12 protein-coding genes and 2 tRNA genes are annotated in these 13480 nt (G+C 38.3%); 4 read left to right on the top strand and 10 right to left on the bottom strand.

The window, feature by feature from the left end; all coding sequences use genetic code 11:
- Nucleotides 1-14: 14 nt before the first annotated feature.
- On the bottom strand, nucleotides 15-2369 hold the full coding sequence (locus tag MHH95_RS04820; RefSeq protein WP_340726613.1) for a SpoIIE family protein phosphatase: 2355 nt from the start codon (nucleotides 2367-2369) through the stop codon (nucleotides 15-17).
- 258 nt (nucleotides 2370-2627) lie between these two features.
- Here MHH95_RS04820 and MHH95_RS04815 point away from each other — a divergent pair.
- The 3 genes from MHH95_RS04815 (at nucleotide 2628) to MHH95_RS04805 (ending at nucleotide 3091) form a co-directional block, all read left to right on the top strand.
- Nucleotides 2628-2704 (top strand) — tRNA-Met (locus MHH95_RS04815).
- 6 nt (nucleotides 2705-2710) lie between these two features.
- Nucleotides 2711-2782, top strand: a tRNA-Glu gene (locus tag MHH95_RS04810).
- Between the two features lie 117 nt (nucleotides 2783-2899).
- On the top strand, nucleotides 2900-3091 hold the full coding sequence (locus MHH95_RS04805; protein WP_191701713.1) for a sodium:potassium antiporter: 192 nt from the start codon (nucleotides 2900-2902) through the stop codon (nucleotides 3089-3091).
- A gap of 166 nt (nucleotides 3092-3257) precedes the next feature.
- Here MHH95_RS04805 and MHH95_RS04800 read toward each other — a convergent pair whose 3' ends face one another.
- The 8 genes from MHH95_RS04800 to spoVT all read right to left on the bottom strand — a co-directional run bounded on the left by MHH95_RS04800 (nucleotide 3258) and on the right by spoVT (nucleotide 9317).
- Nucleotides 3258-3680: a S1 domain-containing RNA-binding protein gene (locus tag MHH95_RS04800; protein ID WP_340726612.1), complete on the bottom strand. Its 423-nt coding sequence runs from the start codon at nucleotides 3678-3680 to the stop codon at nucleotides 3258-3260.
- Between the two features lie 258 nt (nucleotides 3681-3938).
- Nucleotides 3939-4364, bottom strand: coding sequence for an FtsB family cell division protein (locus MHH95_RS04795; RefSeq protein WP_340726611.1), 426 nt, complete (start codon nucleotides 4362-4364; stop codon nucleotides 3939-3941).
- 49 nt (nucleotides 4365-4413) lie between these two features.
- A complete protein-coding gene (yabQ, locus tag MHH95_RS18635; RefSeq protein ID WP_445682991.1) occupies nucleotides 4414-4866 on the bottom strand; it encodes a spore cortex biosynthesis protein YabQ in 453 nt (150 codons plus the stop codon).
- A gap of 2 nt (nucleotides 4867-4868) precedes the next feature.
- Nucleotides 4869-5168, bottom strand: coding sequence for a sporulation protein YabP (yabP, locus tag MHH95_RS04790; protein WP_191701716.1), 300 nt, complete (start codon nucleotides 5166-5168; stop codon nucleotides 4869-4871).
- 87 nt (nucleotides 5169-5255) lie between these two features.
- On the bottom strand, nucleotides 5256-5546 hold the full coding sequence (locus MHH95_RS04785) for an RNA-binding S4 domain-containing protein (RefSeq protein ID WP_191701717.1): 291 nt from the start codon (nucleotides 5544-5546) through the stop codon (nucleotides 5256-5258).
- Nucleotides 5547-5550: 4 nt separating this feature from the next.
- Nucleotides 5551-7017 (bottom strand): nucleoside triphosphate pyrophosphohydrolase, encoded by a 1467-nt coding sequence (gene mazG, locus MHH95_RS04780; protein WP_340726610.1) that lies wholly within the window; start codon nucleotides 7015-7017, stop codon nucleotides 5551-5553.
- 9 nt (nucleotides 7018-7026) lie between these two features.
- The gene (locus MHH95_RS04775) at nucleotides 7027-8634 is read right to left on the bottom strand and encodes a putative polysaccharide biosynthesis protein (RefSeq protein WP_340726609.1); all 1608 of its coding nucleotides are present in this window, start codon (nucleotides 8632-8634) and stop codon (nucleotides 7027-7029) included.
- 146 nt (nucleotides 8635-8780) lie between these two features.
- Nucleotides 8781-9317, bottom strand: a complete 537-nt coding sequence (spoVT, locus tag MHH95_RS04770) for a stage V sporulation protein T (RefSeq protein ID WP_191701720.1) — start codon at nucleotides 9315-9317, stop codon at nucleotides 8781-8783.
- A gap of 255 nt (nucleotides 9318-9572) precedes the next feature.
- Here spoVT and MHH95_RS04765 point away from each other — a divergent pair, with 255 nt between their 5' ends.
- The gene (locus tag MHH95_RS04765; protein ID WP_191701721.1) at nucleotides 9573-9884 is read left to right on the top strand and encodes a hypothetical protein; all 312 of its coding nucleotides are present in this window, start codon (nucleotides 9573-9575) and stop codon (nucleotides 9882-9884) included.
- 71 nt (nucleotides 9885-9955) lie between these two features.
- On the opposite strand, the gene mfd is transcribed toward MHH95_RS04765, so the two are convergent.
- Nucleotides 9956-13462 carry a transcription-repair coupling factor gene (mfd, locus tag MHH95_RS04760; protein ID WP_340726608.1) on the bottom strand — a complete coding sequence of 1169 codons (3507 nt, stop codon included), beginning with the start codon at nucleotides 13460-13462 and terminating at the stop codon, nucleotides 9956-9958.
- Nucleotides 13463-13480: the final 18 nt, after the last annotated feature.

Raw genomic sequence — 13480 nt, 5'->3', positions numbered from 1 at the left:
ACCTCATAACCCGTTCAATGTTTGATTGTTGGTCGAAATACTTGCCATGGCTTTGTTACATGTTGCAGACGGAACAGCATAACCGTACAGTCGTCCGCAATTGGGTACATTTGTTTGAATTGAGTCATTACATCATATAGTACAACTTGGATAGAGGCTCCTTTTTCGATTCCTTGACGAATCAAACGGATAAATAATTGTTCTTGAGCATCCCATTGTGCGGATGGTGAAAACAATCCATCCGAAATCATTAAAATAACATCCTCTGATAATAATGGGGTCATTTCAGTGTCGATCGCGAAATTCGGTAAAAAGCCAATTGGTGCACTTGTACTCTCTATTTTAAATAAATCTGGTCCTCTCAACACGTAAGTTGTCATGCCGCCTGCTTTCCAGCACCATAAATGACCGAACTGTAAATCAACCAAGGCAAAATCCATCGTAGCATACATATCCGAATCATTTTTTAATGACATAACGTAATGCATCGTATGCATAGCCGTTTCAGGATCCATGTTATACGTTATACAATCTTGCATCATTTGAATTAAACGTTCACTTTCTTCGTGTGCCCTCACATTCGTTCCCATACCATCTGATAGCATAACTGCCATTAATCCCGGGTGAATCGGAAATACCCGGTAGGAATCTCCGGAAATCGTATGGTGCGCATGTGAATACGTATATATATCATACTCCAATTGATAACGGATTGCCGAGCGAAACTTTATTTGTCTATAAAAAATAGGCGATTGTTGTTCATAAATCGATTCGCCTTTCAGTGGTTCATGAAGCAAATCGAACAATTGCTGTTCTAGCTGCTGAATCACAACGTGTGCATCTCGCTGGTCTGCAATATAACAAATAAATTCACGATCCCCTATTTCTGTTTTTAACCACTGGATGTGCAGACAATGGATATCACGTTCATTTAAATATTGCTGAATATCACCGTCTACTTCTGTTGAGCCGACATCTAACTGGTGACTGCTTAAAAGTTTTTCAAAATGACTGCTTAAGTCACGCAGCTGTAAAGCAATCATCTTTTTACCATGATAATACTCACGTTCCATATGTTCTTTTTGCATAGCCGACTCCAACTCTTCTAGCAGCTTAGAAGACTTTATACACTTTCCTTTAAGTTGCTCCTCAACACGCATCCATGCAACAGGTTTTGGACTCCTTTTTGCTAATCTCCAAGCATTGATCGTCTCTTCCATTTCTCTATTTTTCCCCCAGCATTGTTCATATTTAAAACAGCTAGAGCAAATTAAAAACGGCTCTACTTTCTTTTCATTTTTTGTTGATGGTTGTGTAAAACGCTCAAAAACAAGTTCCTTCATGAATGACACAAAGTGCTGAAATTGCTTGAGCTGGACTTCCACTACTTCATTGCGATTCACTTGAACGATACTGACCGTTTGCTGCTTATAATACATTTGACAGTAGGAGAGCACATTTTTCGGTACTAATAAAAATCCAATTGCTCCTGTTAACATCGATAAAAAATAAACACTGTCTATCGGTAATGTCGCATCATAGAAAAAGAAAAAGATACTTGGGAGCAAGCTAAACAATGCTACAATATAACGCCCTTGATTTTGTACTAATGCTGCCACCAAACCTGTACAAGCATACAAAATCATCATACCCGTGAAGGATAAATTGGCGAGTCCCATAAAGAACCCAAGAGATAACGAAAAGATTACAGTAGCCCCTACTGTCGAAGTATAGGCAACGAGGCAAATTAGAAAGTGAAGTAAAATAAGCGGTAATGAAAAGTAAAGTAGAGTCATGCTTTGCATACCTACCATTACCCCCGCCAAAATGATCATGATTGCCGTGATTTTGTCCCTTGTCCATTCAATATGACCTGCTTCGTTAGTCTGTAATGTCAGAAGTCGAATAAAAAATAACATGGAAACGGAGAAAAAGCATTCATAAATAATATAGAATAATACCATGATAGACGGTGTACCACTATGCAGCATCATTTGCCACAATAATTGTACGATGACAATGCTGCTTGCCAGCAAAATATATGGAGATAGTTTCAAAAACTTAAATCTTACGAGACATTCCATGAAAAGCAATTGTACTAAAACAATAGCAACTTGCCCAAAACCAAGGAAGCAAGTTCCGATTATCCCTCCTAGTAATACACTCTTTTGAAAAGCAGCAAACCGGGTCCGTATAATAAGCCAGAAAGGTAGAAACAATGGAACAACTGCTTCAAAAAAAACAGCCTGAGCAAAACAAAAGGCTAGAAAGACTATAGCACTTGATATTATCATTTTTGATTTTTCTTTATATAATAATAGGCTTAAATTAAATGTTTGAAACTCATTTTGATTGTTTAATGTCACCATTTTTACTATCACCTTTTCTTTTTATCGCTATTATACAAATGCTTGAAAAGTGAATTTTGTCTGTTTGTAGGACTGCTTATAAAAAATTGTTCGACGGATTTTTTAAGGGAATATGCACGTTTTTAACTTAATTTCTAATCAAAATACAAAAAAATAATTATTACCCATTTTCCCATCCATAAAGGCCTCAAAATTTAGCGGAAATTGTTGTTGACACTTATTACAACGCATTGTATTATTAGTTCTGTTGTTAATTTTGGCGGTGTAGCTCAGTTGGCTAGAGCACTCGGTTCATACCCGAAAGGTCGTGGGTTCGACTCCCTCTGCCGCCACCATTTTTAGGCCCGTTGGTCAAGTGGTTAAGACACCGCCCTTTCACGGCGGTAACACGGGTTCGAATCCCGTACGGGTCATCTTAAGGGCTGTTTAGGAAAACATTATTTCCTAGGCGGCTTTTTTCTATTTTGGGATTTCATAACAATCTTTTTGCTTTATACTTTATAATGTTGAAGTAAGAGGAGGCGTTTTCTTTGGTACAAAACTTTACATACTTGGCTTTTCTTTGTGGTGTGAGCATGCTTTTAGTTGTTGGAGGCGTTATTTTAACCAACTTGCCTCTCCCTCTACAAATTATAATGATTGCAGTTGGTCTTGTTGGAGGGATCTTCTGTTTTATTACACTCATCCGCTTGCTAATAAAACATAATGCAGAAAGAGAATAGCTTATACGTATAGGGCTTTACGCGGTAGCATAGCTTTGCGTTGAGTTTACTGCGGAGCCGGAATATTTATACAAAGAAAGGCAGTGTTAAAAGTCAATTTGACTTTTAACACTGCCTTATCTTTCATCTATTCGACACTTTTTCTACGTTCAAACAGCCAGCAAAATTATCCTCTGCGAGCTCCACGGCCACCGCGTTTAGACTCAGTTGCACGCTTTAGTGTAGTTAAACGCTCATCGCTATCTTTTAAGAAACGCGCCATCTTCTGTTCAAAGTTCTCTTTTGGTTGACGATCATTACGATCGTTAGAACGGTTGTTTTCGCGACGAGGACGCTGTGGACGCTCTGGTCGCTCAGCTTGAGGCTTTGCTTTACGAATAGAAAGACCAATCTTTCCATCCGCTTCAACATTCATCACTTTAACTTCATCGCCTACTTTAAGATGCTCGTTAATATCTTTTACGTAGTTATCTGCCACTTCACTAATGTGAACTAAACCTGTTTTCCCATCTGGAAGCTCAACGAATGCGCCAAAATTTGTGATGCCTGTTACCTTACCTTGTACTTTGCTGCCTACTTCAATTGACATAAAAAAAATGCTCCTCCTTAAATTTTAAGAGACTCTTCGATTGAAAAGCCATTTATCAATTATAATGAAACTTTTGTTCAATAGCTTCTTCTCTAATTATAGCTAACATAAAAAGAGTGTCAACAAGACACTCTAACTAGAGGCAAATAATACCAAGTATTTTATGACAAAATGAACATAATGATTGGTTTTTTTATTTAATTTTCAAAGTAGCAGTCCTTCTTAAACAATTGTAACCAACAACCGTTAAAACGCTTTCTAATCATCATCTTCTTCATCATTAGCTTTTTCGGATTTGTTAGGGATAGTAAAAATAATTTCGCCTTCATCGGAAAGGAAAAACTCTTTCCGTGCCAACTTAGCAATATATTCATCGTCTTCCAGTTTTGCTATTTGCAAGTTTAAAAGCTCTTGTTTGTGTAATGCTTCATCTAGTAGTGCAGTAGCAGCAACTTTTGCTTCCTCTTTCGCAGCGAGACGTTCATGTTGAACCATATTTGCCTTAACTAATAAAACAATTGCTACCGTTGCAAGAATGAAAAATACAGCGATTCTTCTTCGACGTCTAACAGCTATTTTTGCTTTAATTTGAGCTCGAGCTTGCGGATTTGATCGGACATAGTCGTTATTTAACGGCTGTACATTCTGATTATGTAGCTCTTCTTGCACATTTCTTCTTCCCATTCCCGTCGCCTCCCTCACTATAACTATTCGTTCTAATTATACAAATTCCCTACTGCGTTTTAAAGTTTTTTAACAAATATTTCCTAAATAATTTGATAAATGGATTACATAGAAAAATAATTATTGTTTTTAATAACCTTATAATACTTACTATGACTTTGGCAACTACATGTCCTATAAATAAAATGGGCCTGATAAATATATTGATGAATACCCTTCCGAGGAAACGTATGCTATTTTGAAAAACGACTTCATAAGCTGCAATTCCAGCTATTTGGGCAAGTGGGTCCACAAATCTCCATTGCCCTCCTTTTACTAAAAATAACAGATAAAACGTACTAACCCCTAATATCAACCAAACGTGCCATTCTAAAAGCCATGTGATCCGTCTAATATTTTTAAGGGGGATACGATTTAAATTAATTCTTATACAGTCAATGATGGCACCTACAGCTAGTCCACTTATAAACATGACGAGGATGCTTACAAGTTGCGCACTCATCATCATCCAAACAATTTATGAAGGAAACTTTTTGACAAACCATTCTCGCTTTCATCGTATTGGAATGCCTTTACTTCCCCTTCCAACGTTAGCAATCCTTTATCGACATCCAAATGTACGATGCGCAGCTCTTCTCCACGTATTAGTAAGTGGCCTTGTGATGTATTTACGTAGAATTCTTCCTGATCAAACCGTTCAATACTTTTTACAGAAGTCATGTCCATACGCTTTCTATTGCGTACCGTCACTAAGTGATCCCCAGATGAAATGGTATAACGACTACTTTCTTGATGAATAGTCAATGCAAGTCCCCCTTTGAGCTTATAGTTGTACACTATATGCAACAATTAAAAAAAGCATGACTCAAAAAGATGGTCATGCTCTCTTCATTATTCTTCATCATCAATAAATTCTGGTTCAACCTGCTCAAGACGCTCTTCTTTTACAATAGTAAACATTTTTAAAGCATCTTCTTTTTTTACATTTTCACGCAATTCCTCAACACGTGCGGTTACAATTTTTTGACCGAAACGTATCGCTAGCTCATCGCCAACTTTTACTGTGCTGCTTGCCTTGGCTACTTTACCATTAATCATAATACGACCTTGTACTGCAACTTCTTTTGCTAATGTACGACGTTTAATTAATCGCGAAACTTTTAAAAATTTGTCTAAACGCATAAAATTACTCCCCTTTTTCTAATTGTTTGGCTTCATTCCAAAACGCATCTAATTGTTCTAAAGTAAAGTCATTAAATGCTTTTCCACTATTTTTCACACTTTGTTCAACAAAATGAAAACGACGGGCGAACTTCTCATTTGCATGAAGCATTGCTTCTTCCGGTGAAATTTTATAGAAACGGGCGATATTAACAAGTGTGAACAATACATCTCCAAACTCATCTGTTCGACTAATTGCTGAACCTTGTTTAATTTCATCGCGGAATTCTTGCCATTCTTCGGTAAACTTCTCCCACGCAAATTCGGCATTCGGCCAATCAAATCCGACTGTAGCTGCTTTTTTCTGATAGTTGTATGATGTCTGGAGTGATGAATAAGGACTATATTCATTTTCTAAAAGGGACTCATGTGCTGTATCGGCCTTTTCTTGTTTTTTTATCTCTTGCCAATTGACCATAACCGTCTCGGCATCTTCTGCTATGCCATCACCAAATACATGAGGATGACGACGGATCATTTTTTCACTGACCGTTGCCAGTACTTCCTCCAATGTAAAATAACCATTATCTTCACCAATCTGTGCATGTAAAAATACTTGTAAAAGTACATCTCCCAACTCTTCTACCATCGCAAAATCATCTTCTGCATCCACTGCCGCCAAAAACTCATGTGCTTCTTCCAATAAGTATTTTTTTAAAGATTCATGTGTTTGTTTTTGATCCCAAGGGCAGCCATTTGGACCGCGCAATGTCGCAATGATTTGACGGAATGTCGTCCAATCGCGCAGTGCATCTTCATCGGAGGTAACAGGTGGTACATAAACTGTCGTTAAGTTATTAATTTCAGCCGCCTGATCGAGCTCATACAGTGGAACTGTGCGCAGCTGCTCCTGTGATGATCCAGCTGCCGTTACAATCGTTACTGGGTAGTCATCTCGGTATTTCTCCATTAACGTCAACTTCACCTCAGAAGCGCTGAATGAATCGTATACTTGCGCAATTAAAATATGTTGTCGCATATTGATATCATGTTGCGACATGCTCGTCCCATCCAATAACTGAAACCCTTCAATAGGGTCAATCTTTAAAGCTCCAAAGATAGGATCTAAAAAGCTTTGCCCACCTTCAATAATCAGCTGAATACGCCCTTCACGGTCAGCTTCAATTAAATGCTGCACTGTCTGTTCCGCTACAAGGGGATGACCAGGAACCGCATACATAATATCTTCCTGTGCAGCCGCTTCAATTAAACGCTCTGCAATTTCCTCATAAACCGGACCAAACGAACCATGCTTGACGTACACTTCATCAAAGCTCGTAAATTCAATTCCTTCTCGCTTTAAATCCTGTAAAACAGGATGGTCCTCTGTGCGAACATATAACTTTTTAGCAGATTTAATTTTTTTATAAACACCCATTTGCATTTGTTCAAAATCGGCCGCACCTAAACCGATGACTGTTAATTGATTCAATATAAACACCTACTTCTTTCGATTTAACAATAGCTGATATGCGGCCATTCTTCTACCGAGCGGGATTAAAAACCAATCCTTTTCCGTTAATACACGCATTTTCGCCACTGCTGTTATAAAACTAAAAGCACCCAACCCCACGAGCAGCACACTATAAATGAGTGCATCAACCCGACTCAGCATAGTTGGAAACACGAAATCCAAGCCAAAAATAGTACCATTTACAACAATAGCCATAATGATGGAGGCCAGTGCCAACCTTTTATAAAACTGAAAACCGGCGAAACGAATTGACGTCAGTTTTTTTAAATAAACAATTAAGGCAATGGCAGTAAAAATCAGTCCGATGTTGCTTGCCATTGCTGCTCCTAAAATTCCAAGTTTCGGAACGAAATAGGCATTCCCTAAATACTTCAGTATAATGCCCATTCCTAAACAGATCGCCGGAAATTTTAATTTACTATATCCTTGAAGGATTGCCGTAAATGTCAAAATAATTGATAGTGGCACAATTTGAAACGAATAAAGCTTTAGTACTTCCGAATATGCATCTGTCATAAACAGCATTTGGTTGATATATGGCATGACTAATATTAATCCAAGTGCTGATGCCACTCCGAATAATAATGAACTTCGATATGTCAACTGAATGAATGGCTTTTCACCACGGCCGTTCGACTTGTGCGCCTTCAATGCTACAAGCGGCACAATGGCTAACGATAATGAGGTAGCAATAACGATACCAAGTTGAACAAGTGGTTGTCCTCGATCGTATATCCCTTTTATTTCCATAGCTTGTTCTGAAGCCACCCCTGATTGGATGAGCATTTTAAAGATTGTAAAGGAGTCGACAAGTTGGAAGCATAATAATAACAGGGCACTCATGCTGATCGCGATGCTATATAGCGTTACTTCTTTTAAAATTGGCCAAATCTTTATTTTTATAGCGGTTTTGCCTAAAGGCTTATATGACCGTTTTAAAAAATATAAGAGGAGCACAATACCGGCAACTTCCCCAATGACTGTTCCGAGCATCGCGATTTTTCCCGCTGAATAAACCGATTGAGTATATTGTATTAAAATAATCGTACCAATTAAAATAATCGATACTCGAATCGTCTGTTCAAAAACTTGTGCATAGGCTACCGGCTGCATATGGCTATTAGCTTGAAAGTTACCTTTTAAAATGGCCAGAAGCGGCATGCATAATGTAATAAATGAACCGACCTTCAGTAATCCTGCTAACTGCGGATCCTCCATTAAATTTGCCAATGGTTGCGCTCCAAAAAACAATAGACAAAAAAATAGCAGGGATAACGCTGTTAAGTAATAAAAGATAACCCGTGACACTGATCTTTTATATTCAGAGGTACCCCCATTTCCTTCAATATCCGCAAGCATTTTTGAGATTGCAACGGCAAATCCACTAGATGTCCAAACAACAAAAAATGAGATAAATGGATACACTTGCTGATAGACGTAAAATCCTTGATCCCCTACTAAGTTTTGATAAGGAACACGGTATACAGCACTTAATACTTTTACTATGAGTGCTGCAACTGTTAAGAGAAGAGCACCCTTCATATAATTTTTCATACCAAATCTTTGCGAAGTCATTCTATTTCCTTCCTCTATTTCATACAATGTACTAATTATATCATGAAAAACCACTCATATTTTTAGACGTTAAAGGTAATCACTACTTTTAGCGTTTGGCAAACAAATAAAAAAACGCCCATCTTTATGGACGTTTTTAAGTAATTTTAGTTTTCCATTTGTTTTGCTAGGAAGTTTGCTGCCGTTTCAGCTGTCTTTTGCTCGGTTTCACCGATAAAGTGTGCTCTTGATATTAAATAGATCGCACCAATCGGATCTCCATTCGCAATAATAGGAACGATGCAATACGATTTCACTTGTTCATACTGTCCTGCTACAAGTTCAATCGACATTTCTAACTTTTCACTAGCAATTGACCGATTTTTAATAATATCTTCTGCAAAAACCGTTAACCGTCTTGCGACATAATCCTTTTTGGAAACGCCCGCAACGGCAATTACCTCATCTCGGTCACTTATTAATGTTGGCGTACCTAATGTTTCAAATAGTGATTCCGCATATTGTTGTGCAAATTCACCTAGATCATTAATTGGTGAGTATTTTTTTAAAATGACTTCACCTTCACGATCCGTATAAATTTCCAAAGGGTCGCCCTCACGAATACGAAGAGTTCTTCTAATTTCTTTTGGGATAACAACACGACCTAAATCATCGATGCGGCGAACTATTCCTGTTGCTTTCATCGTTTATGTTCCCTCACTTTCACATCATTTAACAGCATGATGCAACTAGTATGGTATGAAAAACTTGAAACTATGCATAAATGTAACAGTAAAAAAACAAAAAATTACCTTAAGTCCCTTTGAATAACTGGGCTTTATGGCCCGATTTTCAATAAGAGGCATAGGAAATTACAACGCTTTAATTTAAAAATGGTTTTGTTTTAAAAAGAAAGGGATATTTACAAATGATAGATAACTTTTTGGGAGGTGCTTTACATGCTAAAAGTAGACCGTACTACTACAACACCTGATGCATATCGTCAACAGCAATATTATGCAGGAACACATTTAGCTTATTATCCTGATTTATCCAAAGAACGTGCTACAACTATTACAAAGTTTGAAAACGGCATTTTTAAACGTTATTTGGAAAAACAGAATGGTCAGCGCGAATTAGTTTCATTTTCGACGACAAGAGAAAAGCAATTATTGGAGTTGCGTGAAGAACATCGAAATCGTGAAGAATTACTTCAACGTCTGAATTATGCGAGTGGTGTTCATTATAGTGTGCAACCAAACTTCCTGTAATTCATTTAGCATTAAAAAAGAGAGGAAATGTTAAAAGTTAAAAACTTTTAAGATTCCCTCTCTTTTTATGATTATTTTTTTGCTGATGCAATAATTTTTATCACTTTTTCAACTACATCGAATGGCAAGTGGTTTCCACATTTATGATAATCTACTGTTACTACTAGCTGTGCGCCTTCCATTCCGAAGCCTACTGCTCGACCAAATTCCATCGATTGCTCTACAATTTGCGCGCCATTTGTATTGGCTGTGCCTTCCTCCGAGAGGATAATCGATACGGTTTGCTGCTTTTCTTTAATTGACAGCACACCTGCCTCCATTGCCCATACCTTCATACGTGCAATGCGCATGAGTCGCTCCGTTTCTACTGGTAGATCCCCAAAACGGTCCTGTAATTCATCAATTATTTCTAAATAATCCTCAATGCGCTCCATTGCTTTAATTCGTTTATACATCTGGATTTTTTGAAAGCCATCCGGAATATATGCGTCTGGTATATACGCATCAATGTGCAGCATAATTTCAATTTCCTGCTTCTCTTCTTTTTTCACACCACTGCGACGTTCTTCCACCGCTTCTTCCAGCATTTGTGAGTACAGATCAAAACCGATGGAATCAATGAACCCATGCTGCTGCGCACCGAGTAAATTTCCTGCCCCACGAATTGATAAATCACGCATTGCTATTTTAAAACCTGAACCAAGTTCCGTGAATTCCTTAACTGCCTGTAAACGCTGCTCTGCTACCTCTGTCAGTACTTTATCGTGTTCATACATAAAGTAGGCATAGGCAATACGATTCGATCGACCAACACGTCCACGCAGCTGATATAGCTGAGAAAGACCCATTCGATCTGCATCATGTACAATTAATGTATTTACGTTTGGAATATCAACGCCTGTTTCGATAATTGTTGTCGTTACTAAAACATCAAATTCCCCTTCAATAAACGCTAAAATAACGGATTCAAGCTTTGCTTCCGTCATTTGCCCATGTGCAAAAGCAACCCGCGCATCAGGAACAAGCATTTGAATCTCCTCTACACGTCTTGTAATATCTTCTACTCGATTGTATAAATAAAAGACTTGCCCTCCACGCGCCATTTCACGCTCAATTGCTTCGCGAATGAGCGCACCATTATGCTCCATTACATAGGTCTGTACAGGGAAACGGTTTTGCGGCGGTGTTTCAATTACGGATAAGTCACGAACCCCAACCATGGACATATGGAGTGTACGTGGAATCGGTGTAGCCGTAAGTGTCAACACATCGACATTAGTCCGTAGCTGTTTAATTTTCTCTTTATGAGTAACACCAAAACGCTGCTCCTCATCGACAATAAGTAAACCAAGATCCTGATACACTACATCTTTCGATAAGATACGATGTGTACCTATAACTATATCAACGATTCCTTCCCGTAAACCTTTTAATGTGTCCGTTTGTTGCTTTTTAGTACGGAATCGACTTAATAGCCCAACATTAATTGCATATTCCTCAAAGCGCTTCGATATTGTTTCATAATGTTGCTGTGCCAAAATCGTTGTTGGCACTAAAAAGGCTACCTGTTTGCCATCTAAAATTGCTTTAAATGCAGCGCGAATCGCAACTTCAGTTTTCCCATAACCTACATCTCCACAAACAAGGCGGTCCATCGGGCGTTCACGTTCCATATCTTTTTTCACTTCAGCGATTGTACGCAGTTGATCTTCTGTTTCTTCATAAGGGAAGGCTGCCTCAAAACCACGCTGTTCATCGGAATCAGGTGAAAATGCAAAACCTTTTTCTGCTTCACGCTTTGCATAAAGCTTAATTAAGTCGTCTGCTATATCTTGTACAGCATTCGAAACTTTAGTGCGCGTCTTTTTCCATTCAGTCCCGCCCAGTTTATGAAGCTTAGGCTCCTTTTCACCTGATGGCACATAACGCTGAATGAGTTCAATTTGATCAACAGGCACATATAATTTATCATCTTCACGGTAGCGAACATGTAAATAATCCTGATGAGTCCCATTTACAACGAGTGTTTCAATACCGATATATTTCCCGATTCCGTGATGTACATGGACAACATAGTCTCCAGGTTTAATTTCGGTATAGGATTTAATTCTCTCCGCATTTGTCATTTGCTGCGGACGTGATTTTTTCTTTGCCTGTTGTTTAAACAGTTCATCATCTGTAACAACTGCTATTTTTTGTAGTGGGAGCTCAAAGCCTGATGACAATGCTGTGTTCACTAAATAAATACCCGGTGCATCTGAGTAACCAATTGTTGATGCTATATGATAGTCGTCCAATAAATTTTGCATAGCTTTTATGCGATTTTCGGAATTAGCCGTAAACAGAACAACAAATTTTTCATGGGTCCAACGTTCAATCTCATTTTGTAATAATGCAATCTGTCCATGGAATTGTTGCATTGGCTTGCATGAAAAATTAATCGTCTTCTTAAGCGTGACACCTGCAAATGTACGTGTAAATAACGCAAAATACACCTTTTGCTGATTTAACATGGCAAGTAGTTCTTTCATCGAATGGGAAGGCTTTACTTCATGAAGCATTTTCCCTTCTTCGATTAACGAAATAAACCAGCCACTCTCCTCACGTTCCCATGCTTCCATTACTTCTTGTATTCGTCCTAGTTCATCAAAAAGAACGAGGCCATCTTGCATGAAGTAATCACCTAGAAAATGAGGCTTCTCAAATAGTAACGAGCCATATTTTGCAATATGATCCGGTAAATGACCATGACGAAGCATTTCAATATCCTGTGTGATATTTTGCATAAGTAGTTCCTGTGTTTCTTGCTTACGAACCTTCTTTAAGCTTGCTGCCAGAGATACTTCTAGGCGATCTGCAAGAATGATTCGTTCGTCTTTTGTAAGAATTAATTCCGTTGCAGGCAAGATTTTAATATCATTTAATTTCTCAATAGAACGCTGATTGTCAGCCGAAAATGTACGGATTGAATCTACTTCTGTATCAAATAATTCAATTCGAATTGGATTTTGCGCATATGGTGGGTAGATGTCCAAAATCCCTCCGCGCATGGCAAACTCCCCAGGGGTAGTTACCATTTCACTTCTCGTATAGCCCATTTCCACAAGTTTATTTAACCACTGACTAATGTCGACATCCTCACCTAAAGATGTTGAAAGCTCGTGTCCAAGCCAGTCTTGCGGGGCATTTAACATCCTGCGCATTCCTGCGGCTGGAATGATATAAATACCGCGCTCTTTATTTACTAATCTTCCTAAAGTCGCAATACGCTGTGCACGAAGCTCTGGAGAAGAAATTGTCATATTCGCTGCGATAAATTCTTCCGCAGGATAATAATGAACATGTTCCTCACCGACTAATGCACTTAAATCATCGACCAATTTCTGTGCCTGCAGCAAATTGGAGGATACGATATAAATGGATTTGTTCGTTTCCTGGTAAATCGTATGAATTAAAGCCGGCCTCGCACTACCGGTCAACCCTGTTATGAGGTAGTCATTCGCTAAATTCTTGGCTATTTGCTCTATAACATTATCAATCTGTTTATCTTTTTTTAATAACTGATGAATCGTATCCACGTATAGTCCCCTTCCTCT

The sequence above is a fragment of the Solibacillus sp. FSL K6-4121 genome (assembly GCF_038002585.1).
Lineage (GTDB): Bacteria > Bacillota > Bacilli > Bacillales_A > Planococcaceae > Solibacillus > Solibacillus faecavium.
The sequence above is the reverse complement of the archived record's forward strand: the minus strand, read 5'-3'. Positions and strand labels throughout refer to the sequence as shown.

Bases quoted from the DNA above. Each gene is read 5' to 3' on its own strand.
- MHH95_RS04820 (WP_340726613.1), bottom strand. From the start codon at position 2,369: ATGGTGACATTAAACAATCAAAATGAGTTTCAAACATTTAATTTAAGC.
- MHH95_RS04795 (WP_340726611.1), bottom strand. From the start codon at position 4,364: ATGGGAAGAAGAAATGTGCAAGAAGAGCTACATAATCAGAATGTACAG.
- MHH95_RS04785 (WP_191701717.1), bottom strand. From the start codon at position 5,546: ATGCGTTTAGACAAATTTTTAAAAGTTTCGCGATTAATTAAACGTCGT.
- yabQ (WP_445682991.1), bottom strand. From the start codon at position 4,866: ATGAGTGCGCAACTTGTAAGCATCCTCGTCATGTTTATAAGTGGACTA.
- MHH95_RS04800 (WP_340726612.1), bottom strand. From the start codon at position 3,680: ATGTCAATTGAAGTAGGCAGCAAAGTACAAGGTAAGGTAACAGGCATC.
- MHH95_RS04765 (WP_191701721.1), top strand. From the start codon at position 9,573: ATGCTAAAAGTAGACCGTACTACTACAACACCTGATGCATATCGTCAA.
- spoVT (WP_191701720.1), bottom strand. From the start codon at position 9,317: ATGAAAGCAACAGGAATAGTTCGCCGCATCGATGATTTAGGTCGTGTT.
- MHH95_RS04775 (WP_340726609.1), bottom strand. From the start codon at position 8,634: ATGACTTCGCAAAGATTTGGTATGAAAAATTATATGAAGGGTGCTCTT.